The following is a 24,804-nucleotide window of genomic DNA, read 5'->3' as shown; positions in this document are numbered from 1 at the left end:
GCGTTAAAGTTTTTTGGCTTTTTCCACAGCTTCTTCGATGGAACCAACCATGTAGAACGCCTGCTCTGGCAGGTGGTCGTATTCGCCTTCCATGATGCCTTTAAAGCCACGGATGGTGTCTTTCAGGGAAACGTATTTACCTGGAGAACCGGTGAATACTTCCGCAACGAAGAACGGCTGGGACAGGAAGCGCTGGATCTTACGCGCACGTGCTACCACCAGTTTATCTTCTTCAGACAATTCATCCATACCCAGGATGGCGATGATGTCTTTCAGTTCCTGATAACGCTGCAGCAGGGACTGTACGCCACGCGCGGTGTCGTAGTGTTCCTGACCAACAACCAGCGGATCCAGCTGACGGCTGGTGGAATCCAGCGGGTCAACGGCCGGGTAGATACCCAGGGATGCGATCTGACGGCTCAGTACCACGGTTGCATCCAGGTGAGCAAAGGTGGTTGCTGGGGATGGGTCAGTCAAGTCATCCGCAGGTACGTATACCGCCTGAACGGAGGTGATAGAACCGGTTTTGGTAGAGGTGATACGTTCCTGCAGAACACCCATCTCTTCCGCCAGGGTCGGCTGGTAGCCTACCGCTGATGGCATACGACCCAGCAGTGCAGATACTTCAGTACCGGCCAGGGTGTAACGGTAGATGTTATCAACGAACAGCAGAACGTCACGACCTTCGTCACGGAACTTCTCAGCCATGGTCAGACCGGTCAGAGCAACGCGCAGACGGTTTCCCGGCGGCTCGTTCATCTGGCCATATACCAGGGATACTTTGTCCAGAACGTTGGAGTCGGTCATTTCGTGGTAGAAGTCGTTACCCTCACGAGTACGTTCACCAACGCCCGCAAACACTGAGTAACCGGAGTGTTCGATCGCGATGTTACGGATCAGCTCCATCATGTTTACGGTTTTACCTACACCTGCACCACCGAACAGACCAACTTTACCGCCCTTCGCGAATGGACACATCAGGTCGATAACTTTGATGCCGGTTTCCAGCAGTTCCTGAGAACTGGACAGTTCTTCATAGGTAGGCGCTGCGCGGTGGATAGCCCAACGCTCTTCTTCACCGATATCGCCTTTCATGTCGATCGGGTGACCCAGGACGTTCATGATACGACCCAGGGTTGCTTTACCTACCGGGACTTCGATCGGGTGCTCAAGGTCTTTAACTTCCAGACCACGACGCAGACCGTCGGAAGAACCCATGGCGATGGTACGTACGATACCGCCGCCGAGCTGCTGCTGAACTTCCAGCACCAGGCTCTCTTTACCATTCATAACCTCAAGAGCATCGTACACGCGCGGTACGGCATCCTGAGGGAATTCGACGTCAACCACGGCGCCGATTACCTGGACAATTTTTCCAGTAGCCATCTTGAATCCTCTACGAATTAACCTGGTTATACCGCGGATGCACCACCGACGATCTCGGTGAGTTCCTGAGTAATGCTGGCCTGACGAGCTTTGTTGTATACCAACTGCAGCTCTTTAATCAGGCTGCCGCCATTGTCGGTCGCGGCTTTCATCGCCACCATACGTGCGGCCTGCTCGCTGGCCAGGTTTTCTACCACGCCCTGATAAACCTGAGACTCGACATAACGACGCAGCAGGGTATCCAGCAGCGCTTTCGGGTCTGGCTCATACAGGTAATCCCAGGATTTACGCTTCAATTCATCATCATCTGATGCCGGCAGAGGCAGCAGTTGGGTGATGGTTGGCGTCTGAGACATGGTGTTAATAAATTTGTTGCTGACAACGTACAGTTTGTCCAGACGACCTTCGTCGTAGGCCTGCAGCATCACTTTAACCGGACCGATCAGTTCGGACAGGGAAGGGTTATCCCCCATGCCGGTTACCTGAGCAATCACATTACCGCCAACGGAGTTAAAGAAAGACACGCCCTTAGAGCCGATCATTGCGATATCGCACTGAACGCCTTTATCGGACCATGTTTTCATATCCGCCAGCAGCTTTTTGAACAGGTTAATGTTCAAGCCACCGCACAGACCACGGTCGGTCGACACCACCAGGTAGCCCACACGTTTAACGTCGCGTTCTTCCAGGTAAGGGTGCTTATATTCCAGATTACCATTCGCAAGGTGACCAATCACTTTGCGCATGGTCTCTGCATAAGGACGGCTGGCCGCCATGCGATCCTGCGATTTACGCATTTTGGAAGCGGCGACCATCTCCATCGCTTTAGTGATCTTCTGCGTGTTCTGGACGCTTGCGATCTTACTACGTATCTCTTTTGCGCCGGCCATGAGCTTCTCCTCAATGCCTTGCGGTCCGTCCTAAGACAGACCGCCAGACGTTACCAGGACTGGGTTGCCTTGAAGGAATCGAGGATAGCTTTCAGCTTGCCTTCGATTTCATCGTTATAGCCACCGGACTGGTTGATCTCTTGCATCAGCGGAGCGTGGTCACGGTCGACGTAAGCCAGCAGAGCGGCTTCGAAGCTACCGATTTTCGCCAGTTCCACATCTTCGAGGTAACCGCGTTCAGCCGCAAACAGCACCACACCCTGCTGTGCAACAGACATTGGCGCATACTGTTTCTGCTTCAGCAGTTCAGTTACTTTCTGACCGTGGCTCAGCTGCTTACGCGTAGCTTCATCCAAGTCGGAAGCGAACTGAGAAAACGCGGCCAGTTCACGATACTGCGCCAGCGCGGTACGAATACCACCGGACAGTTTCTTGATGATCTTGGTCTGCGCTGCGCCACCTACACGAGATACGGAGATACCCGGGTTAACTGCCGGACGAATACCGGAGTTGAACAGGTTGGTTTCCAGGAAGATCTGACCATCGGTAATAGAAATTACGTTGGTCGGAACGAACGCAGAAACGTCACCCGCCTGGGTTTCGATAATCGGCAGAGCGGTCAGGGAGCCGGTTTTACCTTTAACTTCACCATTGGTGAACTTCTCTACGTATTCCGCGTTTACGCGGGATGCGCGTTCCAGCAGACGGGAGTGGAGGTAAAATACGTCGCCCGGGAATGCTTCACGTCCTGGCGGACGACGGAGCAGCAGGGAAACCTGACGGTAAGCAACAGCCTGTTTAGACAGGTCATCGTAAACGATCAGTGCATCTTCACCGCGGTCACGGAAGTATTCGCCCATTGCGCAACCGGCATATGGCGCCAGGTATTGCAGTGCAGCAGATTCAGACGCGGTCGCCACCACAACGATGGTGTTGGACAGTGCGCCGTGTTCTTCCAGTTTACGAACCACGTTAGAAATGGTGGACGCTTTCTGGCCGATAGCCACGTACACACATTTGATGCCGGAATCACGCTGGTTGATGATGGCATCGATAGCCATCGCGGTTTTACCGGTCTGACGGTCACCGATGATCAGCTCACGCTGGCCACGTCCGATTGGGATCATGGCATCAACAGATTTATAACCGGTCTGCACTGGCTGGTCGACGGACTGACGTTCGATTACGCCCGGTGCGATAACTTCGATTGGCGAGAAGCCATCGTTATCAACCGGACCTTTACCGTCGATCGGGGAACCCAGAGTGTTCACTACACGACCCAGCAGGCCACGGCCAACCGGAACTTCCAGAATACGACCCGTACACTTAACCTTCATGCCTTCGGCGAGGTCAGCGTATGGCCCCATCACAACAGCACCTACGGAGTCGCGCTCCAGGTTCAGTGCGATAGCGTAACGGTTACCCGGCAGGGAAATCATCTCACCCTGCATACAATCGGCCAGGCCGTGAATGCGGATAACACCGTCACTTACAGAAACAATAGTACCTTCGTTGTGAGCTTCGCTCACAACATTGAACTGAGCAATGCGCTGCTTGATCAGTTCGCTGATTTCGGTGGAATTCAGTTGCATGCTCCAGTCCCCTTAAGACTGCAAGACGTCTGCAAGGCGCTCAAGACGGCCGCGTACGCTGCCATCAATGACCATATCACCCGCTCGGATGATTACGCCTGCCATTACAGACTTATCGATTTTGCAATTCAGCTTAACTTTGCGTGACAGACGTTTTTCCATCGCTGCACTAATCTTCGTAAGCTGTTCATCACTCAGTGCATTGGCAGAAGTGACTTCTACCTCAGAGATAGCCTCACTGGCTGCACGCAGATGAATAAACTGCTCAAGAACATCCGGGAGCGCATTCAGACGGTTATTTTCAGCCATTACCCTAATCAGGTTTTGGCCGCTTTCGTCCAGCTGCTCACCGCACACGGCGATAAACGACTCAGCGAGCGTTTCTGGCGCCAATGCGCCAGAGAGAAGCTCTGCCATTTGTTCGTTTTTCGTCACCTCAGCGGCGAAAGTCAGCATATCCTGCCAACGGTCTACGCTTTGGTGCTCAACGGCAAAGTCAAAAGCTGCTTTGGCGTAGGGGCGAGCTACCGTAATAAATTCAGACATCAGCCCCTCCCTCCTTACAGTTCAGCGACAAGTTTGTCCACGATGTCGCTATTAGCAGCTTCATCCACGGAACGTTCGATGATCTTCTCGGCGCCAGCAACAGCCAGGATAGCAACTTGCTTACGCAGCTCTTCGCGAGCACGTTTACGCTCGGCTTCAATTTCCGCCTGCGCCTGTGCCACGATTTTAGTACGTTCCTGCTCTGCTTCAGTTTTAGCTTCGTCCAGGATCTGAGCACGGCGTTTGTTCGCCTGCTCGATGATTACCTGAGCTTCCGCCTTCGCTTTTTTCAGCTGGTCGGTCGCGCTGGCCTTTGCAAGGTCAAGATCCTTATGTGCTCGTTCTGCAGAAGCAAGGCCGTCAGCAATTTCTTTTTGACGTTTTTCGATGGCAGCCATTAACGGCGGCCATACGTACTTCATGCAGAACAGAACGAACAGGACAAACGCGATGGCCTGGCCGAGGATTGTTGCGTTAAGATTCACAGCACAATGCCTCTATCTAGTTAACGTTCTGATATTGCTCTTAATTCAAGCAACGCTTACTACGCGACAGCAAACATCACGTACAGACCCAGACCTACAGCGATCATTGGGATTGCATCCACCAGACCCATAACGATAAAGAACTGAGTACGCAGCAGAGGAATCAGATCCGGTTGACGCGCTGCGCCTTCCAGGAATTTACCCCCGAGGATGCCGATACCGATCGCAGCACCGATTGCCGCCAGACCCATCATCACAGCGGCAGCAATGTACAGCAGATCCATATTCAGGTTTTCCATGACAGTCTCCAGTTTGTTTCAGTTAAAACGTAGTAGTGTTGGTAAATTAATGCTCTTCAGATGCCATCGACAGATAGACAATCGTCAGAACCATAAATATGAAGGCTTGCAGCGTGATAATCAGTATGTGGAAAATGGCCCACGGCACATTCAGAATCCACTGTGACCACCACGGCAACAGACCAGCAATCAGAATGAAAATCAGCTCACCAGCGTACATGTTACCGAACAGTCGCAGACCAAGAGAGATTGGTTTGGACAGCAGGCTTACCCCTTCAAGGATTAAGTTGATAGGGATGAACGCCCAGTGATTGAACGGCTGCAGCGTCAACTCTTTCGCGAAGCCACCGATGCCTTTCATTTTGATGCTGTAGAACAGAATGAGGATAAATACGCCCAGCGCCATCGACAGGGTGATGTTCACGTCAGCGGACGGAACCACACGCAGAGCCGGCAGACCAAAGATATGCTCACCGATGTACGGCAGCAGGTCGATAGGCAGCAAATCCATAAAGTTCATCAGGAATACCCAGACGAAAATCGTCAGGGCCAGCGGAGCAATCAGCTTGCTTTTGCCATGGTACATGTCTTTCACGCTGCCATGCACAAAGCCGATTACCAGCTCAATCGCGGTCTGAAATTTACCTGGAACGCCGCTGGTCGCCTTTTTGGCAACACTACGAAACATTAACAGGAACAACAGACCCAGAACCACCGAGAAGAAAATGGAGTCAATATTGAGCGTCCAGAAGGTGGCTGGGGGGTTGTGCGGATCCACCAGCGAGAATGTACGTAGGTCCAACTGAAGGTTATTCAGATGGTGTCCTATGTAATCCTGCGGCGTCATATTTTCTGAAGCCATGATGCCTTTACCCTTTGTTGTTAATTACAGCCGGCGCCAGTATCTGAACCACCAGCACCAAAACCCACGTAACGATCAGCGGCACGAATACCGCTTTCAAAACAGCCAACGCCACAACCAGCAACACCAGCATCGCTAACACCTTGAAGGCTTCGCCGAAAGCGAACGTCCAGGCAACCCGACCTTTCGCTGGTGTATGCACCTGGTGACGCCAGGCGAATATCATAAACAACACATTGGGCAGTAACACTGCCAATCCCCCGCACAGTGCGGAGATGCCCCAAAAGGGGTCTTTGAGGCTAAACAGCAATCCACTTGCTATTACCGCCAGAAGCTGTGTGAGCAAAAGCTTACGAGCAACGTTTCGACTCAAGAGCGACATAGACATCACGTGTTTACTCCTGCTCCCTTCGAGGTATGCCGCGTGTCGTATAAAACGTTCTTTATGGCTTAGAGTCAAGCATCAAAAAGCGGACAAATTATACGGTGCGCCTTCGTGATTTCAAACAATAAGTAGCTAAAAAGTGAATAAATGTTTAAATATTTTTCGTTGTCCCACATTTATTACTTTTTGGCAAACTGTGAACGATCATGCAAAACTGCAAATGCCGCGAAAACACTGGCGTTAAAGCGTGCACCAGATCACATATTGAACATATTCCCCTTCGCATAATTTATTTACGTGGCAAATGGTGCCATTTCATCTTTTTGATATTTAAGCGTAAAAAGCGCCACTATTTCAAAAACAACGCCTAACAACAAAAGAACCATCGATTGACATTTATAATAAAAAATTAACACAAGCGGTGATTCTTAGGTTCTATTTTTAGCAGACTGATATTTTCACAGTTGACTTGTTTCGCTTTTAACAAAAAACGGTACGTTATAGTTATGATGCAAAACCGTAAGGTAGAGGTGAAATGCAACAGCATTTCACCTCACTACTCTCTATAACTTTTAACACCGGGGTAGCCGTTTTTTCTCTATTTTTTTTGATAAAAATTAAATTTTTTTTGGTTTAATAACCACCAAATGACGTTCACCATCCAGTTGTGGAACGCGTAATTTTTCGACTGACTCGACGCTGAATTCTGCAGGCAACGAGGCGATTTCCTCTTCAGGCAATTGACCTTTGAGCGCATAAAAGCGTCCGTTCTGGCCCGGCAAGTGATGACACCAGCTCACCATATCATTGAGGGACGCGAATGCACGGCTGATCACCCCATCAAATGGCGGCTCTGAAGGAAATTCTTCAACCCGACTTTGCACAGGCGTAATGTTAGTAAGACCAAGCTCATGCTGCACCTGACGTAAGAAACGGATGCGTTTTCCCAGGCTATCCAACAGTGTGAAATGCGCTTCAGGCCGCACGATAGAAAGTGGAATTCCCGGCAGACCCGGTCCCGTGCCAACATCAATAAAGCGCTCGCCCTTCAGATAAGGCGCGACAACAATGCTGTCCAGAATATGGCGCACCAACATTTCGTTGGGATCCCGCACCGACGTCAGGTTGTATGCTTTATTCCATTTGTGCAGCATATCGACATACGCAATCAGCTGATTTTTCTGGTGATCGGTAAGAGAAATACCGGCATCAGCCAGCAGACGAGAGAGTTTGTTGAGCACGGTCGTTACCTGTTAATAATCAAATGCCCGATGCGCTATCGCTTATCGGGCCTACAAATTTGTAGGGCGGACAAGCGAAGCGCTCCCGCCAAATTAGTGTTATCAAGCGCTGCGGCGCAGCATACCTTGTTTTTTCAGCCATACCAGCAGAATGGAGATGGCGGCAGGCGTTACGCCAGAAATGCGCGATGCCTGGCCGATCGATACCGGTTTGTGATCGTTCAGTTTGGCGATGACTTCATTCGACAAGCCCGAGACCTGGCGATAATCCAGCGTTGCAGGCAACAGGGTATTCTCATTACGCTGTTGTCTTTCGATTTCTTCCTGCTGACGAGCGATATATCCTTCGTATTTCACCTGAATCTCAACCTGTTCCGCGGCCTGAGCATCATCCAGCGCCGGCGCGAATGCAGATAAAGAGGTCAACTGAGCATAGGTCATATCCGGGCGACGCAGGAGATCTTCACCGCTGGCCTCACGAGATAAAGGTGTTGCCAGGTGAGCATTCACTTCGGCTGCAGATTCCGCTAACGGGTTTACCCAGGTTGATTTGAGACGCTGACGTTCTTGTTCAATGCGCTCCAGCTTTTCGTTGAAGCGAGCCCAACGCTCATCGTCCACCAGACCCAGTTCACGCCCAATTTCGGTCAGACGCAGGTCGGCGTTATCTTCACGCAGCATCAAGCGGTATTCAGCACGTGAGGTAAACATGCGGTACGGTTCTTTGGTTCCCAGCGTGCACAGATCGTCGACCAGCACGCCAAGGTAAGCCTGATCGCGACGCGGTGCCCAGCCGTCTTTCTCAGCAGACAAGCGTGCGGCGTTGAGACCTGCCAGCATCCCTTGGGCGGCGGCTTCTTCGTAACCGGTTGTACCGTTAATCTGGCCTGCAAAGAACAAGCCCTGGATGAATTTGCTTTCCAGAGTGGGTTTCAGGTCGCGCGGATCGAAGAAATCGTACTCAATCGCATAGCCAGGGCGAACGATACGGGCGTTTTCCATCCCCTGCATGGATCGGACAATTTGCATCTGTACATCGAACGGCAGGCTGGTGGAGATGCCGTTCGGGTAAATTTCGTTAGAGGTCAGTCCTTCCGGTTCGAGGAAGATCTGATGCTGGTTGCGATCGGCAAAGCGCATCACTTTGTCTTCGATCGACGGGCAGTAGCGCGGGCCGATACCTTCGATTACGCCGGCATACATTGGGCTACGATCGAGATTATTACGGATCACGTCATGGGTTTTCTCATTGGTATGCGTGATGTAACACGGCATCTGGCGCGGATGCTGGGAAGCGTCGCCCAGGAATGAGAAGACCGGCATCGGGTTGTCGCTGTTTTGTTGACCCAGTACGCTGAAATCGATAGTACGTGCATCAATACGCGGTGGCGTACCGGTTTTCAGGCGGCTGACGCGCAGCGGTAGTTCACGCAGACGGCGTGACAGCGGAATAGACGGCGGATCGCCAGCACGGCCGCCGCTGTAGTTGTCCAGACCAATATGGATTTTGCCGTCGAGGAAAGTCCCCACGGTTAATACGACCGCTTTGGCACGGAACTTCAGTCCCATTTGGGTTACGGCACCCACGACACGATCGTTTTCAACAATCAGATCTTCAACCGCTTGCTGGAAGATCATCAGGTTGGGTTGATTCTCCAGCGCGGTGCGTACTGCCTGACGATAGAGCACACGATCGGCCTGAGCTCGGGTAGCGCGAACGGCTGGCCCTTTGCTTGCGTTTAGTATCCTAAACTGGATACCTGCGTGGTCGATCGCTTTTGCCATCAATCCACCAAGCGCATCCACTTCTTTTACCAGGTGTCCCTTCCCAATACCGCCAATCGCCGGGTTGCAGCTCATCTGCCCCAGTGTGTCGATATTGTGTGTCAAAAGCAGGGTCTGTTGTCCCATTCGCGCCGCGGCCATTGCGGCCTCGGTGCCTGCATGACCCCCGCCAATGATGATGACGTCAAAAGGATCCTGATAAAACATGGTAATTGCCTCGCATAACGCGGTGTGAAAATGGATTGAAGCCCGGGCCGTGGATTCTACTCAACTTTAGTCGATCGAGAAAGACCTGGGATCCTGGGTATTAAAAAGAAGATCTTTTTATTTAGAGATCTGTTTTATTGTGATCTCTTATTAGGATCGCCCCTCTCTGTGGATAAGGACGATCCTTTGAATAAGATCAACAGGTTGCTGAGGATCATTAGCTGTGAATGATCGGTGATCCTGGTCCGTATAAGCTGGGATCAGAATGAAGGGTTATACACAACTCAAAAACTGAACAGCCGTTATTCTTTGGATAACTACCGGTTGATCCAAGCTTTTAACCAGAGTTATCCACATAAAAAAGTATGATCTTTACAAATCTCTGAGCAATGGATGCCAGGATCCCAGCCAAATTTCAGCCGGATCTTCCGGAATTTCATGTTCCAGCACGTTGATCTTAAGCGTTTCGCCGATCTGTTTTGCCCCACAGGCTTTCAGTTCTGCTTCCAGCTTGTCGATTGCGCCGCAAAAAGTGTCATATTCACGACTGCCGATGCCGATTGCGCCGAAGTTTACTTGCGACAGGTCCGGTTTTTGTTCGCGTAACGCATCATATAAAGGCTGCAGGTTGTCAGGAATGTCTCCAGCACCGTGTGTGGAGCTGATAATCAGCCAGATCCCTTCAGCCGGAACCTCATCCAGCATTGGTCCATGCAGTATTTCGCTGGAAAAACCGGCGTCGTCCAGCTTTTCAGCCAGATGTTCTGCTACATATTCCGCACTGCCAAGCGTGCTGCCGCTGATAAGAGTGATGTCTGCCATGCTCGCCCACCTTTATAAAGAAGGCGCATTGTACGCTGTGAGCGAGCTGGGATCTACCTGTGGAAAAATGTGGGATTAAAAAAAATGATCATGGCTTGATGGTACGCATGATCGGGTTCTGCAGGACGATCAGGGTTTCAGTGGACTGAATTTCATCAATTGTTTGGATCTTGTTGATAAGTACCTGTTGCAGCGCGTCGATCGACTTGCACATCACCTTAATAAAGATGCTGTAGTGGCCGGTGGTGTAATAGGCTTCGGTCACTTCGTCAAGGCTTTCCAGTCTGGCCAGCGCTGACGGATAGTCCTTCGCGCTTTTCAGAATGATGCCGATAAAGCAGCCGACGTCATAACCCAACTGTTTGGGACTGACATCAATACGCGCACCGGTGATGATCCCGGCCTGCTTCATCTTTTCTACGCGAACGTGAATTGTCCCCGGACTAACGCCAAACTGTTTGGCCAATTCTGCGTAGGCGGTGCGAGCATTTTCCATCAGGGCATCAAGAATGCCGCGGTCCAGATTGTCGATCTGATAATTTTCCATAGTTTTTTCTTATGTAGATTAATGATTCTTTTTATTTTAGACGTTAGTTTTAACGAATCAAAATCGAAGTCGGCTTTTTGTTTGTTGATTATTGAATATTACCTCCATTCTGTTGCTTAATCATAGGCAACAGGACACAGGAGTACACATAATGAAAACCGCTTACATTGCCAAACAACGTCAAATTAGCTTCGTAAAATCTCATTTTTCTCGTCAGCTGGAAGAGCGTTTAGGTCTGATCGAAGTTCAGGCTCCGATCCTCAGCCGCGTAGGAGATGGCACGCAAGATAACTTGTCGGGCTGTGAAAAAGCGGTGCAGGTGAAGGTTAAAGCATTGCCGGACGCTCAATTCGAAGTGGTTCATTCACTGGCGAAGTGGAAGCGTCAAACGTTAGGACAACACGACTTTAGCGCAGGCGAAGGGTTGTACACGCACATGAAGGCCCTGCGTCCCGATGAAGATCGCCTCTCCCCACTGCACTCAGTGTATGTTGACCAGTGGGACTGGGAGCGCGTGATGGGCGACGGCGAGCGTCAATTCTCCACTCTGAAAAGCACGGTAGAGGCTATCTGGGCGGGAATTAAGGCCACCGAGGCTGCGGTTAGTAAAGAGTTTGGTCTGGCACCGTTCCTGCCAGAGCAGATCCACTTTGTTCATAGCCAGGAGCTGTTATCTCGTTATCCGGATCTTGACGCGAAAGGTCGTGAACGTGCGATCGCGAAAGAACTGGGCGCAGTATTTCTGGTAGGGATCGGCGGCAAGCTCAGTGACGGTCACCGTCACGATGTACGCGCGCCGGATTATGATGACTGGAGCTCAGCGTCTGAGCTGGGTCACGCCGGTCTGAACGGTGATATTCTGGTGTGGAACCCGGTTCTGGAAGATGCGTTTGAGCTGTCTTCGATGGGGATCCGTGTGGATGCCGACACCCTTAAACACCAGCTTTCATTGACCGGTGATGAAGATCGTCTGAGTCTGGAATGGCACCAGGCGCTGCTGCGTGGTGAAATGCCGCAGACAATCGGTGGCGGCATTGGACAGTCGCGTTTGACCATGCTGCTGCTGCAATTACCGCACATTGGTCAGGTGCAGTGTGGCGTGTGGCCGGCACAGGTACGTGAAAGCGTTTCTTCCCTGCTGTAATAATTAACGCCGCCAGCGTCTGAGCAGGCGGCTTCGCATCCCGGTATCAAAGCGCCAGATATGATCGAAAATGCGCATGATGCCGGGTTTGCCGTGTGCTGACATCGCCACCGCATGAAAACGATGCTGGTGCACCCGCTGTAATTCACCCACTTTATTGACGACCTCATCGGGCAATCGCTGAGCGATAAAATCAGAGATCACCACCGCATCGGCATCAAACCATTCCCGGCCCTGCATGCGCTCAATAATGGCGCGAAAGCAGCTGGCAATATCGGTACCGCCGCGAAAACGCTGGCTTAAAAAACGGATCGCTTGTTCAATGCCTTCCGGACCAGACAGCTCATAGCGCACCACTTCTGTTGAAAACAGCATAATGAAACAGCGCCGGTTATCGGCCAGGGCGACGCGCATTAGCGCCAGGCAAAAGGCTTTTGCACATTGCTCATTAAAACCGCCCATTGATCCCGACGTATCAACGCAAACAATAAACGGTCCGCGCGGCTGCTCGTCAAAATCCTGATGCACCACCGGACGTTCCGTTACTTTCTCGCGCCATGCCTCGCCGTGCAGACGATAGGTCAACAGCTGCTTTTCCACCAGCCGTCGGTAGAACTCGTATTCCAGTTCAGTAATGCCCAGTGTGGCCAGTTCCGGCGGCAACAGGCGCAGGATGTCGTCGCTTTGCTGGATGCCATCCACCTGTTCCGGGACGGTGGCGGGTTCCCGCACAAGGGTACGGAAGGTCTCCATGGGCGCATCTTTACGCGGCACAGATTTGGCCTCTCTGGAACGGCCTAACTGTTCAGCCAGACGCTGGAGTTCGGGTTGTTGCGTCAGGAATTCGCCATATTTCACCATCAGTTGATAATCGCCGCGCTTGATTTGACCTGCGCTCATATCCCATAACCGGCCTGCGGCGTTGTCGTTTTCTGCCAGAACGGGTTCCAGTTGCCCGCTGAGGGTCATCCGTTCCTGAACTTCACTAAGTAAATGTTCACGCTCATCTTCCAGCAGTTGCTGATTCAGCGTTGTAGTTTGCACCACCAGACTCAGGCGCCAGCGCTGGAGAAAAAGCGTATGCAGGGCGGGCGTAAAGGTACTGTTGTCATCAACCAGTTGCTGCGCTTGCCCGGCCCACGGCGAATGGAGGCGGTGTAATAGCGCCAATATTTGCGGGAGCTGGACCATAAACTGCGCATGAGAGAGGAGCTGGCTTTGTTGGTAACAAATGACCTCTTCCGTCAACTCCGGCGGTACATGGGTATCTTTAAGGCGGCCGCGCAGTGACTCGCGCCAGCGGGGAATATCGTCAGTAATCGCTTTTTTAAGGCGAGGAAACTTTTTAAAAAACACCACCATCTTTGGAGAAGCCAGCAGGGCGACGATCATCTCTTCGATCATCGCCTCTTCACTGACTGCCAGCATGATATTGAGCGTATCAAGGGTTAGCATTGTTGCGCCTGGCGGATTTGTGCCCCGACATCCTGCAGGCTGGCCTCAATGCGGCCTAACCAGTCGCTATGAATAAACAGACATTTTTGCTGTTCGCTGAATGCACTGTGCTGCTGGTGCCACTCGTTATCAAGTGCTTCAAGCTGCTGTTTTATCTCATCAGGCATACTCTCTTGCGATGCACCGGGCAGCGCCAGACGAGAGCCTTGCAAACTGACGTCGCGCACAACCAGGTGCTGTGCGCTATCGACTTCCATGTTCAGCGTTTGGGCGAAGCCGATCCCGTTTAATTTTCCGCGGATCTCACCGCCTTTGGTTAGCCACTGTTCCAGCGCTCCCCGTTCGAAAGCAATATGGATAACTTCCATATCATGCAGTTTTAAGGGTTTTTGCAGCAGTAATGTCACGACTGAAGAAGTGGCTTCCGGCGGTAAATCATAATGAGGACGACGGCTGAACATGCCGCCCTGACGGATCACCGTGAATGCCGTTTTGTCGCTTTGCTGCTGCTGGAGCTGGATACGGCGCTGCACAATGCTGGCCAGACGCGTCAGCATGGCTTGCTGCTGCCAGGCGTGTCCGGTCATCAAAATTTCAAGCTGCTGTTGCATCAGATTCAGGCTTTGCGCGTCGTACCACAGGCAATCTTTCAACAGGATCAGGTCGATAGGCACGACCGCATCACGTCCGCTGAAGAAGGCGCTGGCCTGGAGTAAGCGGATAGCTTTTTTCCAGCGGCGATCGGATACATAGGGGGCATTCGGTAATGCGTCTAGCTGTTGGCGCAGTGTGAAAATAAGCTCAAAGACGCGATCGGGAAGCTTGATGGCGCCAATGTCCTTTTGCCACTGGTAATACTCTTCATCTGTCACCTGTAACGACGCCGGGACAGGGTTGTCACTTTCATCCTGCTGGCTTAACAGCATGGAGCGGAAGTTGGCCTTGTCCTGAACTTTATCCAGCCACAGGCGGATCAGCATACGGTCGTACAGGGCTTCCAGGCTGCTGTCTGCTTCAGGCAGTTCGTTGGAGGCTGCCACCAGCAGACGCATCGGGATTTTCTCTTCATGCGCGCCGTTACGAAAATGCCGTTCGTTAATAGCGGTCAACAGGGTGTTGAGAATGGCCGGGCCTGCTTTCCAGATTTCATCGAGAAAGACAATTTCAGCTTCGGGTAAATAGCCCGCCGTTAAGCGTTCATAGCGACCTTCGTCTTTCAGCGCCTGGATAGACAGCGGCCCAAACACTTCTTCCGGCGTAGAGAAGCGCGTCATCAGGTATTCGAAAGCGCGGGCGTTTTGAAAAGCAAACTTCAGTCGACGGGCAATTAAGCTTTTTGCGATCCCTGGAGGACCTAATAAGAATACGCTCTCGCCGCTTAGAGCAGCCAGCAGGCAAAGGCGAATGGCGTGGCTACGTTCATAAAGTCCCTTTTCCAGCGCATTGCTCAGACGGGAAATTCTTTCCGCTAATAAATGTGGGTGAGCCATAATGAAGTGGCGTCCTTTCGCCAAATGTGCTGCATAAACTGCGAGTATAGATGCTTCACACCAGTGCAGTAATAGACTGAAGGTGCGCTTATTTTTCTTTGAGCCAGATTAATCTGGTCTCATTTAGGGGTACGATTTTATGATTAATCGTGCATACTGTGCGCCTTTTTGTGGGCCAAGGGACGACGCACACATTTCTTATATATACACCATATCAATCATACTGCACCAAGGCGGCAATGGAGTTTTCTTCTGGGATGGGGGGAATAACGAATGCAACCCACACGGAGTGGCTTGAATGATGATGTGTATAAACGAAAGACGAGTCTATGAGCACTGATAATAAACAATCATTGTCTGCGATTACCCTTGCGGCCATTGGGGTTGTCTACGGTGATATTGGTACCAGCCCACTTTATACGCTTCGTGAATGTTTGTCTGGCCAGTTTGGTTTTGGCGTTGAACGTGATGCTGTGTTTGGTTTTCTCTCGCTGATTTTCTGGCTGCTGATCTTTGTTGTCTCCATTAAATATCTGACGTTTGTCATGCGTGCGGATAACGCCGGGGAAGGTGGGATCCTGACGTTGATGTCATTGGCCGGGCGCAATACCTCGGCGCGAACAACCTCGATGCTGGTCATCATGGGGTTGATTGGCGGCAGCTTCTTCTATGGTGAAGTGGTGATTACGCCAGCCATTTCAGTGATGTCGGCGATTGAAGGTCTGGAGATTGTTGCACCGCAGCTGGATACCTGGATTGTTCCGCTCTCGATTATCGTGCTGACCCTGCTGTTTATGATTCAAAAACACGGTACCGGCATGGTTGGTAAACTGTTTGCGCCGATTATGCTGCTGTGGTTCCTGACGCTCGCGGTATTAGGCGTGCGCAGTATTATTGGTAATCCGGAGGTACTGCAGGCGCTAAATCCGTACTGGGCGGTGCATTTCTTCCTCGAATTCAAAACGTTGTCCTTTATTGCGCTGGGCGCTGTAGTGCTGTCGATTACCGGTGTTGAAGCACTGTATGCGGATATGGGGCACTTCGGTAAGTTGCCGATTAGACTGGCATGGTTCTCGGTGGTATTGCCTTCGCTGGTGCTGAACTATTTTGGTCAGGGGGCGCTGCTGTTAAAGCATCCTGAAGCGATCAAAAACCCGTTTTTCCTGCTGGCGCCGGACTGGGCATTGATACCACTCCTGATCCTTGCCGCGCTGGCAACGGTTATCGCTTCGCAGGCGGTAATTTCCGGTGTCTTCTCGCTGACGCGTCAGGCCGTGCGTCTGGGGTATTTGTCGCCGATGCGGATCATTCATACTTCGGAAATGGAATCGGGTCAGATCTACATTCCTTTCGTTAACTGGATGCTCTATTTTGCGGTGGTTATCGTGATTGTGAGCTTTGAACACTCCAGTAATCTGGCCGCGGCGTACGGGATTGCGGTAACGGGGACAATGGTACTGACATCTATTCTGTCTACCACCGTGGCGCGCAAAAACTGGCACTGGAATAAATACTTCGTCTTCCTGATCCTGGTGGCGTTCTTGTGCGTCGATGTTCCGTTGTTCTCCGCGAACCTCGATAAACTGATTTCCGGCGGTTGGCTGCCTCTGACGCTGGGTCTGGTGATGTTCACCATCATGACTACGTGGAAAAGCGAGCGTTTCCGTCTGCTGCGTCGCATGCATGAGCACGGCAACTCTCTGGAGGCGATGATTGCCTCTCTGGAGAAATCCCCACCGGTACGCGTGCCGGGAACGGCGGTATATATGTCGCGTGCGCTGAACGTCATCCCGTTTGCGCTTCTGCATAACCTCAAGCATAACAAGGTGCTGCATGAACGCGTGATTCTGCTGACGCTGCGTACGGAAGATGCGCCATACGTGCACAACGTGCGTAGGGTGCAGATTGAGCAGTTATCGCCCACCTTCTGGCGCGTAGTGGCCAGCTACGGCTGGCGTGAAACGCCGAACGTTGAGGAAGTGTTCCATCGCTGCGGTCTGGAAGGCTTAAGCTGTCGGATGATGGAAACCTCCTTCTTTATGTCGCACGAGTCGCTGATTGTCGGCAAACGGCCATGGTATTTGCGTCTGCGCGGCAAGCTATATCTGCTGCTACAGCGCAATGCGCTGCGCGCGCCGGACCAGTTTGAAATCCCACCAAACCGGGTTATTGAGCTCGGTACTCAGGTAGAGATTTAAGGCAATCGACGCCCTCTTTCATCGCGAAAGGGGGCGTTTTGTTTTGTCCCTCCCAGTTTTCATTTCATCAAGTGATAATCCTTGCGAAACGTTTCGATGGCGATCACATTTTCGTAACGTCGCGGTGGTTTTCTGTCCATTCTTCGCACTACACTTATCTTCAGCGAAACGTTTCGCTAGTGGGGAAAGAAAATGAAGAAAGGCACGGTACTCAACTCTGAAATTTCAACGGTGATCTCCCGTCTGGGACATACCGATACGCTGGTGGTGTGTGATGCCGGTTTACCCATCCCGAATAGCACAACGCGTATTGATATGGCATTAACCCAGGGCGTACCTTCTTTTATGCAGGTACTGGATGTGGTTACACGTGAAATGCAGGTCGAGGCGGCCATTCTCGCGACGGAAATTAAACAACATAATCCGCAACTCCACGAAACGTTGCTCAGCCACATTGAGCAACTGCAACAACACCAGGGAAACACCATAGAAATTCGTTACACCACGCATGAACAATTCAAAAAACAAACCGCAGACAGTCAGGCGGTAATTCGCAGCGGAGAGTGTTCTCCGTATGCGAATATCATTCTCTGTGCTGGCGTCACGTTCTGAGGCCATCATGAACGCATTACTGCAACTCAAAGGGATCGATAAAGCGTTCCCGGGCGTAAAAGCGCTATCCGGCGCTGCGCTGAATGTCTATCCAGGCCGCGTAATGGCGCTGGTGGGCGAAAACGGCGCGGGCAAATCCACCATGATGAAAGTGCTGACCGGGATCTACACCCGTGATGCTGGCTCTTTATTGTGGCTGGGGAAAGAGACCACCTTTAATGGCCCGAAATCCTCTCAGGAAGCCGGAATCGGTATCATCCACCAGGAATTGAACCTGATCCCGCAACTCACTATCGCTGAGAACATTTTTCTTGGCCGTGAGTTTGTGAATCGCTTTGGCAAAATTGACTGGAAGAAGATGTACGCCGAAGCCGATCTGCTGCTCGCCAAACTCAATCTGCGCTTTAAAAGCGACAGGCTGGTCGGTGAGTTGTCGATTGGCGATCAGCAAATGGTCGAAATTGCTAAAGTGCTGAGCTTTGAATCGAAGGTCATCATTATGGATGAGCCGACGGATGCGCTCACCGATACCGAAACCGAATCCCTGTTCCGCGTTATCCGCGAGCTGAAATCGCAGGGGCGCGGCATTGTCTATATCTCCCACCGTATGAAAGAGATCTTCGAAATCTGTGATGACGTGACCGTCTTCCGTGACGGGCAGTTTATTGCCGAGCGTGAAGTCGCAACGCTGACCGAAGACTCACTGATTGAAATGATGGTGGGACGTAAGCTGGAAGATCAGTACCCGCGTCTGGAAAAAGCGCCGGGCGATATTCGCCTGAAGGTCGATAATCTGTGCGGCCCAGGGGTAAACGATGTTTCGTTCACGCTGCGTAAAGGCGAGATCCTTGGCGTATCGGGGCTGATGGGCGCCGGACGTACCGAGCTGATGAAAGTGTTGTATGGCGCATTGCCGCGCACCAGCGGCTACGTCACGCTTGATGGGCATGAAGTTGTCACCCGTTCGCCACAAGATGGCCTTGCAAACGGCATCGTCTATATTTCTGAAGACCGTAAACGTGATGGCTTAGTGCTGGGCATGTCGGTGAAAGAGAACATGTCATTGACCGCGCTGCGCTATTTCAGCCGCGCAGGTGGAAGCCTGAAGCATAAAGATGAGCAGCAGGCGGTAGGTGATTTTATTCGTCTGTTCAATGTTAAAACGCCATCGATGGAACAGGCTATCGGCCTGCTCTCGGGCGGTAACCAGCAGAAAGTGGCCATTGCGCGCGGTCTGATGACCCGACCAAAAGTCCTGATCCTCGATGAACCAACACGCGGCGTCGACGTTGGGGCTAAGAAAGAAATTTATCAGCTTATCAACCAGTTTAAGGCCGATGGGCTGAGCATCATTCTGGTCTCCTCTGAGATGCCAGAAGTATTGGGTATGAGCGATCGTATTATCGTTATGCATGAAGGGCATCTCGGCGGTGAATTCACTCGCGAGCAGGCCACTCAGGAAGTATTAATGGCTGCCGCTGTGGGCAAGCTTAATCGCGTGAATCAGGAGTAAAAAAGATGACTACCCAGGCTGTTTCTGGTCGCCGTTATTTCACTAAAGCATGGCTTCTGGAGCAAAAGTCGCTCATCGCTCTGTTAGTGCTGATCGCGATTGTTTCCACCATGAGCCCCAACTTTTTTACCGTTAATAATCTGTTCAACATTCTCCAGCAAACGTCGGTAAACGCCATCATGGCCGTCGGCATGACGTTGGTCATCCTGACGTCGGGTATCGATCTGTCCGTCGGTTCCTTGCTGGCGCTTACCGGTGCGGTGGCAGCGTCCATTGTCGGTATTGAAGTCAATGCGCTGGTGGCCGTTGCCGCTGCTTTGGCGCTCGGCGCTGCCATTGGCGCAGTAACCGGGGTCATTGTCGCGAAAGGCCGCGTGCAGGCGTTTATCGCCACGTTGGTGATGATGCTGCTGCTGCGCGGTGTGACCATGGTGTACACCAACGGCAGTCCGGTAAATACCGGGTTTACTGACAATGCCGATCTGTTTGGTTGGTTTGGTATTGGTCGTCCGTTAGGCGTGCCTACGCCTGTGTGGATCATGGGGATTGTCTTCCTGGCGGCGTGGTACATGCTGCACCATACGCGTCTGGGGCGTTACATCTATGCGCTGGGCGGTAACGAAGCGGCGACGCGTCTGTCCGGTATCAGCGTGAGTAAAATCAAAATTATCGTTTACTCCCTGTGCGGTCTGCTGGCATCGCTGGCGGGCATCATTGAAGTGGCTCGTCTCTCCTCTGCGCAGCCGACGGCAGGTACTGGCTATGAGCTGGATGCTATCGCTGCGGTGGTGTTAGGCGGTACCAGCCTGGCGGGCGGTAAAGGACGTATTGTTGGGACGCTGATCGGCGCATTAATTCTCGGTTTCCTCAATAATGGTTTGAATTTGTTAGGTGTATCCTCCTATTACCAGATGATCGTCAAAGCGGTGGTGATTTTGCTGGCGGTACTGGTAGACAACAAAAAGCAGTAACAACGATTACAGGACATCTTAAATATGAACATGAAAAAACTGGCTACCCTGGTTTCTGCTGTTGCGCTGAGCGCCACCGTGAGCGCGAATGCGATGGCGAAAGATACCATTGCGCTGGTGGTCTCCACCCTCAATAACCCGTTCTTTGTGTCTCTGAAGGATGGCGCGCAAAAAGAGGCGGATAAGCTGGGCTATAACCTGGTGATTCTGGATTCACAGAACAACCCGGCGAAAGAGCTGGCTAACGTTCAGGACTTAACGGTTCGTGGAACTAAAATACTGCTGATTAACCCGACTGACTCTGATGCCGTTGGTAACGCTGTTAAGATGGCTAACCAGGCGAAGATCCCGGTTATTACCCTGGATCGTCAGGCGACAAAAGGTGATGTGGTCAGCCACATTGCGTCTGATAACGTGCTGGGCGGTAAAATTGCGGGTGATTACATCGCGAAGAAAGCAGGTGAAGGCGCGAAAGTTATCGAACTGCAAGGGATTGCCGGTACTTCAGCGGCGCGTGAGCGTGGCGAAGGTTTCCAGCAAGCCGTTGCGGCACACAAATTTAACGTACTGGCCAGCCAGCCGGCAGACTTCGACCGCACTAAGGGTCTGAACGTCATGCAGAACCTGCTGACTGCACATCCTGACGTGCAGGCCGTATTTGCCCAGAACGATGAAATGGCGCTGGGTGCGCTACGCGCACTGCAAACCGCGGGTAAATCTGATGTGATGGTGGTTGGATTTGACGGCACGCCAGATGGCGAAAAAGCAGTAAATGATGGCAAACTGGCTGCGACCATTGCTCAGTTGCCGGATCAGATCGGCGCGAAAGGCGTGGAAACTGCGGATAAGGTTCTGAAAGGCGAGAAGGTTCAGGCTAAATATCCGGTTGATCTGAAGCTGGTCATCAAGCAGTAACACCGATTCAGGTCGCTCGCGACCTGATGGAGACATAAATACGCCATCCCAGGGCCTGGTTCTGAAGATGAAAGCGTAAAAAGAAAAGCAGGGCACGCGCCACCCTAACCCGGTGGCGCACTTTACTGGACACTCCGAACATGAAAACCGCAGGCAACCTCGTTGTTCTTGGCAGCATCAATGCCGATCACATCCTCAACCTTAAATCTTTCCCAACGCCTGGTGAAACCGTAACCGGTAGCCATTATCAGGTCGCATTTGGCGGAAAAGGCGCTAATCAGGCTGTTGCTGCGGGTCGTAGTGGCGCGAACATCGCGTTTATTGCCTGTACGGGTGACGACGATATTGGCGAAAGTGTGCGTAAACAGTTGGCCAAAGATAATATCGATATTGCGCCGATCAGCGTCATTTCGGGGGAATCGACCGGCGTGGCACTGATTTTTGTGAATGGTGATGGCGAGAACGTTATTGGCATTCACGCCGGAGCGAACGCAGCCCTTTCTCCTGCACTGGTGGAAGCGCAGCGCGACCGCATTGCGCATGCCTCCGCCTTACTGATGCAGTTAGAGTCGCCGATCGAAAGCGTGCTGGCTGCGGCAAAAATTGCGCAGCAAAATAAGACTACGGTCGCCCTTAACCCGGCTCCGGCGCGTGAACTTTCTGACGAACTGCTGGCGCTGGTGGATATTATTACCCCGAATGAAACCGAGGCTGAGAAGCTGACGGGGATCCGTGTTGAAAACGATGAAGATGCGGCCAAAGCGGCGCAGGCATTACACGCGAAAGGGATCCATACTGTATTGATTACTTTAGGTAGTCGCGGAGTGTGGGCCAGCGTGAATGGTGAAGGTCACCGAGTGCCTGGTTTTAAAGTGGACGCCGTTGATACCATCGCTGCCGGGGATACCTTTAACGGCGCGTTAATTACAGCGTTACTGGAAGAGACACCGCTGCCTGAAGCGATCCGTTTTGCCCATGCAGCTGCGGCGATTGCGGTTACCCGTAAAGGTGCGCAGCCTTCCGTTCCATGGCGCGAAGAAATAGAAGCGTTTTTAAGTCAACAGAGGTAACGCTTGGCTACAATGAAGGACGTCGCCCGCCTGGCGGGTGTTTCTACGTCGACGGTTTCTCACGTCATTAATAAAGATCGCTTTGTCAGTGAGTCTGTCACTGACAAAGTTGAAGCGGCAATTAAAGAGCTTAACTATGCGCCCTCCGCACTGGCGCGCAGTCTCAAGCTAAACCAGACCCGCACCATTGGCATGTTAATCACTGCCAGTACCAATCCTTTTTATTCCGAGCTGGTTCGTGGCGTTGAACGTAGCTGTTTTGAACGCGGTTACAGCCTGGTGTTATGCAATACCGAAGGCGATGAACAGCGAATGAACCGCAATCTGGAAACGCTGATGCAAAAACGGGTGGATGGCTTGCTGCTGCTCTGCACCGAAACGCACCAGCCTTCCAGAGAGATAATGCAACGCTATCCTTCTATTCCTACCGTAATGATGGACTGGTCGCCCTTTGATGGCGAAAGCGATTTGATTCAGGATAACTCTCTGTTAGGCGGGGACTTAGCCACTCAGCATCTTATCGATAAAGGTTTTACGCGCATAGCCTGTATTACCGGGCCGCTGGATAAAACACCGGCGCGTTTACGTCTGGAAGGATATCGGGCGGCCATGAAGCGAGCGGGCTTGCCGGTCCCGGAAGGTTACGAGATCACCGGTGACTTTGAGTTCGGCGGTGGTTTTGAAGCTATGCAAACGTTGTTGTCACATAAACAGCGACCGCAGGCCGTTTTCACCGGGAACGACGCAATGGCCGTCGGAGCGTATCAGGCATTGTATCAGTCAGGATTGCGCATTCCGCAGGATATGGCGGTGGTGGGTTATGATGATATCGAACTGGCACGCTATATGACGCCGCCGCTGACGACCATCCATCAACCCAAAGATGAATTGGGCGAACTGGCCATCGATGTGTTAATCCACCGGATGGCGCAGCCCGCATTGCAGCAACAACGCCTGCAACTTACTCCTGTTTTGATGGCGCGGGGGTCGGTTTAGGCTTGTGTCGATCTTTGATCAGGTTACGTCCGTCTTTGGCTTTTAGCAGCATAAACATTAGCGCAGAGACAATAGTGATCGCGCCCATGGTTATAAAGGTGTAATGGAACTGTTCAACCGTATTAGTACCTTCCATACCTTCATAGATACGCAGGACGGCTGCGCTGATAGCGACCCCTAAACTGATCGACAGTTGCTGCGTAACGGCCAGCACGCTGTTACCGCTGCTGGCGTTCTCATCGGTCAGGTCCGCCAGAGTGATGGTATTCATTGAGGTAAACTGGGTGGACATCGCCATACCTAAAATAAACAACGGCAGGATCAGCATCCAGACCGGCATAGCAGGGGATTGCAAAGCGAATTGCGCAATCATCAGTCCGATAAACACCGTAACACCCACCAGTGTCGTTCTGTAGCCGAGTCGGCGTAGCACCTGCGTCACCATTGATTTTGCCAGTATTGATCCCAGCGCCGTTGGCGCCATCATGCAACCCGCAATTAACGCCGGATATCCAAAGCCTACCTGTAGCATCAGCGGCATTAAGAACGGCACACATCCTGTACCCAGACGCGTGGCAAGGTTTCCAGCGATCCCAACGGAAAAGGTTCTGGTCTTAAATATGGGAAGCGATATCAGCGGCGTTGGGTGACGACGCGCGTGACGAATGTAGGCAAGCAGCAACAGAATACTGGTCACAATAATGCTGAGTGCGACCCAGGTAGCGACAAGCTTCTCACCAAACAGCTCAACACCACTGGAAAACAACACCAGGCTCAGGCCAAAGAGGAAGAAACCTGTCATATCAAAGCCGCGGCGCGGCGTGGTGAAGTTCGGCATATATTTACGTGCATAGAAGATACCCGCCACGCCAATGGGAATATTAATCAGGAAAATCCAGTGCCAACTGGCCCACGTGACCAGAACCCCGCCCAATACCGGACCTAAAATCGGGCCCACAAGCCCAGGCATGGTCACGAAGTTAAGTACAGGGAGTAATTCGCTGCGCGGGTAAGCTCGCAATAAAGCCAGACGGGCAACAGGCATCATCATCGCGCCGCCGATGCCCTGAATGACGCGGAAAACCACCAATTCACTTAAGGAACTGGATAGCGCACAAGCCAGTGAGCCCAGCGTAAACAGGCTTACGGCAATCATAAAGACGCGTCGGGTACCGAACCTGTCTGCCAGCCATCCACTCACCGGGATCAGCATGGCGACCGTCAGGGTATAACTGATAATAGCCGACTGCATGGCGAGTGGAGAGCGGTTAAGGCTGTGCGCTATTGCGGGTAAAGCGGTATTGAGGATAGTGGCGTCTAATGCCTGCATAAAAAAGGCCATGGCTGCTATCCACGGCAGCCCGGCCATACTGCGAGATTTCTTTTCTGACAT

General features: G+C 52.0%; 23 protein-coding genes. 8 read left to right on the top strand and 15 right to left on the bottom strand.

Annotation, left to right across the window (positions count from 1 at the left end):
- Window positions 1-3: 3 nt before the first annotated feature.
- The 12 genes from atpD to asnC all read right to left on the bottom strand — a co-directional run bounded on the left by atpD (window position 4) and on the right by asnC (window position 11,047).
- Window positions 4-1,386, bottom strand: a complete 1,383-nt coding sequence (gene atpD / locus AC534G_RS25305; RefSeq protein WP_006687764.1) for a F0F1 ATP synthase subunit beta — start codon at window positions 1,384-1,386, stop codon at window positions 4-6.
- A 26-nt stretch (window positions 1,387-1,412) separates the two neighbouring features.
- On the bottom strand, window positions 1,413-2,276 hold the full coding sequence (gene atpG / locus AC534G_RS25300) for a F0F1 ATP synthase subunit gamma (RefSeq protein ID WP_006687765.1): 864 nt from the start codon (window positions 2,274-2,276) through the stop codon (window positions 1,413-1,415).
- A gap of 50 nt (window positions 2,277-2,326) precedes the next feature.
- Window positions 2,327-3,868, bottom strand: a complete 1,542-nt coding sequence (gene atpA / locus AC534G_RS25295) for a F0F1 ATP synthase subunit alpha (RefSeq protein WP_003023802.1) — start codon at window positions 3,866-3,868, stop codon at window positions 2,327-2,329.
- Between the two features lie 12 nt (window positions 3,869-3,880).
- Window positions 3,881-4,414 (bottom strand): F0F1 ATP synthase subunit delta, encoded by a 534-nt coding sequence (gene atpH, locus AC534G_RS25290; protein ID WP_006687767.1) that lies wholly within the window; start codon window positions 4,412-4,414, stop codon window positions 3,881-3,883.
- Between the two features lie 14 nt (window positions 4,415-4,428).
- A complete protein-coding gene (gene atpF / locus AC534G_RS25285; RefSeq protein ID WP_003023796.1) occupies window positions 4,429-4,899 on the bottom strand; it encodes a F0F1 ATP synthase subunit B in 471 nt (156 codons plus the stop codon).
- A gap of 59 nt (window positions 4,900-4,958) precedes the next feature.
- Window positions 4,959-5,198 carry a F0F1 ATP synthase subunit C gene (gene atpE, locus AC534G_RS25280; RefSeq protein ID WP_003023794.1) on the bottom strand — a complete coding sequence of 80 codons (240 nt, stop codon included), beginning with the start codon at window positions 5,196-5,198 and terminating at the stop codon, window positions 4,959-4,961.
- Between the two features lie 46 nt (window positions 5,199-5,244).
- On the bottom strand, window positions 5,245-6,060 hold the full coding sequence (gene atpB, locus AC534G_RS25275) for a F0F1 ATP synthase subunit A (RefSeq protein ID WP_006687768.1): 816 nt from the start codon (window positions 6,058-6,060) through the stop codon (window positions 5,245-5,247).
- 7 nt (window positions 6,061-6,067) lie between these two features.
- Window positions 6,068-6,448, bottom strand: coding sequence for a F0F1 ATP synthase subunit I (gene atpI, locus AC534G_RS25270; protein ID WP_042311402.1), 381 nt, complete (start codon window positions 6,446-6,448; stop codon window positions 6,068-6,070).
- Between the two features lie 614 nt (window positions 6,449-7,062).
- Window positions 7,063-7,686: a 16S rRNA (guanine(527)-N(7))-methyltransferase RsmG gene (rsmG, locus tag AC534G_RS25265; RefSeq protein WP_110496392.1), complete on the bottom strand. Its 624-nt coding sequence runs from the start codon at window positions 7,684-7,686 to the stop codon at window positions 7,063-7,065.
- Window positions 7,687-7,788: 102 nt separating this feature from the next.
- A complete protein-coding gene (mnmG, locus tag AC534G_RS25260; RefSeq protein WP_038635780.1) occupies window positions 7,789-9,678 on the bottom strand; it encodes a tRNA uridine-5-carboxymethylaminomethyl(34) synthesis enzyme MnmG in 1,890 nt (629 codons plus the stop codon).
- A gap of 372 nt (window positions 9,679-10,050) precedes the next feature.
- On the bottom strand, window positions 10,051-10,500 hold the full coding sequence (gene mioC / locus AC534G_RS25255; RefSeq protein ID WP_038635783.1) for an FMN-binding protein MioC: 450 nt from the start codon (window positions 10,498-10,500) through the stop codon (window positions 10,051-10,053).
- 88 nt (window positions 10,501-10,588) lie between these two features.
- On the bottom strand, window positions 10,589-11,047 hold the full coding sequence (gene asnC / locus AC534G_RS25250; protein WP_003023780.1) for a transcriptional regulator AsnC: 459 nt from the start codon (window positions 11,045-11,047) through the stop codon (window positions 10,589-10,591).
- Window positions 11,048-11,198: 151 nt separating this feature from the next.
- On the opposite strand from asnC, the gene asnA reads away from it, so the two are divergent.
- A complete protein-coding gene (asnA, locus tag AC534G_RS25245; protein WP_069323645.1) occupies window positions 11,199-12,191 on the top strand; it encodes an aspartate--ammonia ligase in 993 nt (330 codons plus the stop codon).
- Between the two features lie 3 nt (window positions 12,192-12,194).
- Here the strand turns inward: asnA and viaA are convergent, their stop codons facing one another.
- Window positions 12,195-13,646, bottom strand: coding sequence for an ATPase RavA stimulator ViaA (viaA, locus tag AC534G_RS25240; RefSeq protein WP_110496390.1), 1,452 nt, complete (start codon window positions 13,644-13,646; stop codon window positions 12,195-12,197).
- Window positions 13,640-15,136 carry an ATPase RavA gene (ravA, locus tag AC534G_RS25235; protein ID WP_038635792.1) on the bottom strand — a complete coding sequence of 499 codons (1,497 nt, stop codon included), beginning with the start codon at window positions 15,134-15,136 and terminating at the stop codon, window positions 13,640-13,642. Before ravA ends, viaA begins: the two co-directional genes overlap by 7 nt.
- 329 nt (window positions 15,137-15,465) lie before the next feature.
- Between ravA and kup the strand changes: the two genes are divergently transcribed.
- From kup to rbsR, 7 genes are all read left to right on the top strand, one after another.
- A complete protein-coding gene (kup, locus tag AC534G_RS25230; RefSeq protein WP_042311390.1) occupies window positions 15,466-17,334 on the top strand; it encodes a low affinity potassium transporter Kup in 1,869 nt (622 codons plus the stop codon).
- A gap of 192 nt (window positions 17,335-17,526) precedes the next feature.
- Entirely contained in the window at window positions 17,527-17,946 is a 420-nt protein-coding gene (rbsD, locus tag AC534G_RS25225; protein ID WP_038635798.1) for a D-ribose pyranase, read from the top strand.
- Between the two features lie 7 nt (window positions 17,947-17,953).
- Entirely contained in the window at window positions 17,954-19,459 is a 1,506-nt protein-coding gene (gene rbsA / locus AC534G_RS25220) for a ribose ABC transporter ATP-binding protein RbsA (protein WP_016157825.1), read from the top strand.
- Window positions 19,460-19,464: 5 nt separating this feature from the next.
- Window positions 19,465-20,430, top strand: coding sequence for a ribose ABC transporter permease (gene rbsC, locus AC534G_RS25215; protein ID WP_003023762.1), 966 nt, complete (start codon window positions 19,465-19,467; stop codon window positions 20,428-20,430).
- Between the two features lie 24 nt (window positions 20,431-20,454).
- Complete coding sequence (rbsB, locus tag AC534G_RS25210; protein WP_006687780.1) at window positions 20,455-21,345, top strand: ribose ABC transporter substrate-binding protein RbsB; 891 nt, start codon at window positions 20,455-20,457, stop codon at window positions 21,343-21,345.
- Window positions 21,346-21,485: 140 nt separating this feature from the next.
- Window positions 21,486-22,415 carry a ribokinase gene (rbsK, locus tag AC534G_RS25205; protein WP_038635803.1) on the top strand — a complete coding sequence of 310 codons (930 nt, stop codon included), beginning with the start codon at window positions 21,486-21,488 and terminating at the stop codon, window positions 22,413-22,415.
- 3 nt (window positions 22,416-22,418) lie between these two features.
- Entirely contained in the window at window positions 22,419-23,411 is a 993-nt protein-coding gene (gene rbsR / locus AC534G_RS25200; protein WP_087857265.1) for a ribose operon transcriptional repressor RbsR, read from the top strand.
- On the opposite strand, the gene mdtD is transcribed toward rbsR, so the two are convergent.
- A complete protein-coding gene (mdtD, locus tag AC534G_RS25195) occupies window positions 23,377-24,804 on the bottom strand; it encodes a multidrug transporter subunit MdtD (protein ID WP_038635809.1) in 1,428 nt (475 codons plus the stop codon). The genes rbsR and mdtD overlap by 35 nt on opposite strands.

This window comes from Citrobacter sp. CRE-46, from assembly GCF_059615875.1.
The sequence above is the reverse complement of the archived record's forward strand: the minus strand, read 5'-3'. Positions and strand labels throughout refer to the sequence as shown.

Coding starts and splice junctions, on each gene's coding strand:
- atpD (WP_006687764.1), bottom strand. CDS start 1,386: ATGGCTACTGGAAAAATTGTCCAGGTAATCGGCGCCGTGGTTGACGTC.
- atpG (WP_006687765.1), bottom strand. CDS start 2,276: ATGGCCGGCGCAAAAGAGATACGTAGTAAGATCGCAAGCGTCCAGAAC.
- atpA (WP_003023802.1), bottom strand. CDS start 3,868: ATGCAACTGAATTCCACCGAAATCAGCGAACTGATCAAGCAGCGCATT.
- atpH (WP_006687767.1), bottom strand. CDS start 4,414: ATGTCTGAATTTATTACGGTAGCTCGCCCCTACGCCAAAGCAGCTTTT.
- atpE (WP_003023794.1), bottom strand. CDS start 5,198: ATGGAAAACCTGAATATGGATCTGCTGTACATTGCTGCCGCTGTGATG.
- atpB (WP_006687768.1), bottom strand. CDS start 6,060: ATGGCTTCAGAAAATATGACGCCGCAGGATTACATAGGACACCATCTG.
- atpI (WP_042311402.1), bottom strand. CDS start 6,448: ATGTCTATGTCGCTCTTGAGTCGAAACGTTGCTCGTAAGCTTTTGCTC.
- mnmG (WP_038635780.1), bottom strand. CDS start 9,678: ATGTTTTATCAGGATCCTTTTGACGTCATCATCATTGGCGGGGGTCAT.
- mioC (WP_038635783.1), bottom strand. CDS start 10,500: ATGGCAGACATCACTCTTATCAGCGGCAGCACGCTTGGCAGTGCGGAA.
- asnC (WP_003023780.1), bottom strand. CDS start 11,047: ATGGAAAATTATCAGATCGACAATCTGGACCGCGGCATTCTTGATGCC.
- asnA (WP_069323645.1), top strand. CDS start 11,199: ATGAAAACCGCTTACATTGCCAAACAACGTCAAATTAGCTTCGTAAAA.
- viaA (WP_110496390.1), bottom strand. CDS start 13,646: ATGCTAACCCTTGATACGCTCAATATCATGCTGGCAGTCAGTGAAGAG.
- ravA (WP_038635792.1), bottom strand. CDS start 15,136: ATGGCTCACCCACATTTATTAGCGGAAAGAATTTCCCGTCTGAGCAAT.
- kup (WP_042311390.1), top strand. CDS start 15,466: ATGAGCACTGATAATAAACAATCATTGTCTGCGATTACCCTTGCGGCC.
- rbsD (WP_038635798.1), top strand. CDS start 17,527: ATGAAGAAAGGCACGGTACTCAACTCTGAAATTTCAACGGTGATCTCC.
- rbsA (WP_016157825.1), top strand. CDS start 17,954: ATGAACGCATTACTGCAACTCAAAGGGATCGATAAAGCGTTCCCGGGC.
- rbsC (WP_003023762.1), top strand. CDS start 19,465: ATGACTACCCAGGCTGTTTCTGGTCGCCGTTATTTCACTAAAGCATGG.
- rbsB (WP_006687780.1), top strand. CDS start 20,455: ATGAACATGAAAAAACTGGCTACCCTGGTTTCTGCTGTTGCGCTGAGC.
- rbsK (WP_038635803.1), top strand. CDS start 21,486: ATGAAAACCGCAGGCAACCTCGTTGTTCTTGGCAGCATCAATGCCGAT.
- mdtD (WP_038635809.1), bottom strand. CDS start 24,804: ATGTCAGAAAAGAAATCTCGCAGTATGGCCGGGCTGCCGTGGATAGCA.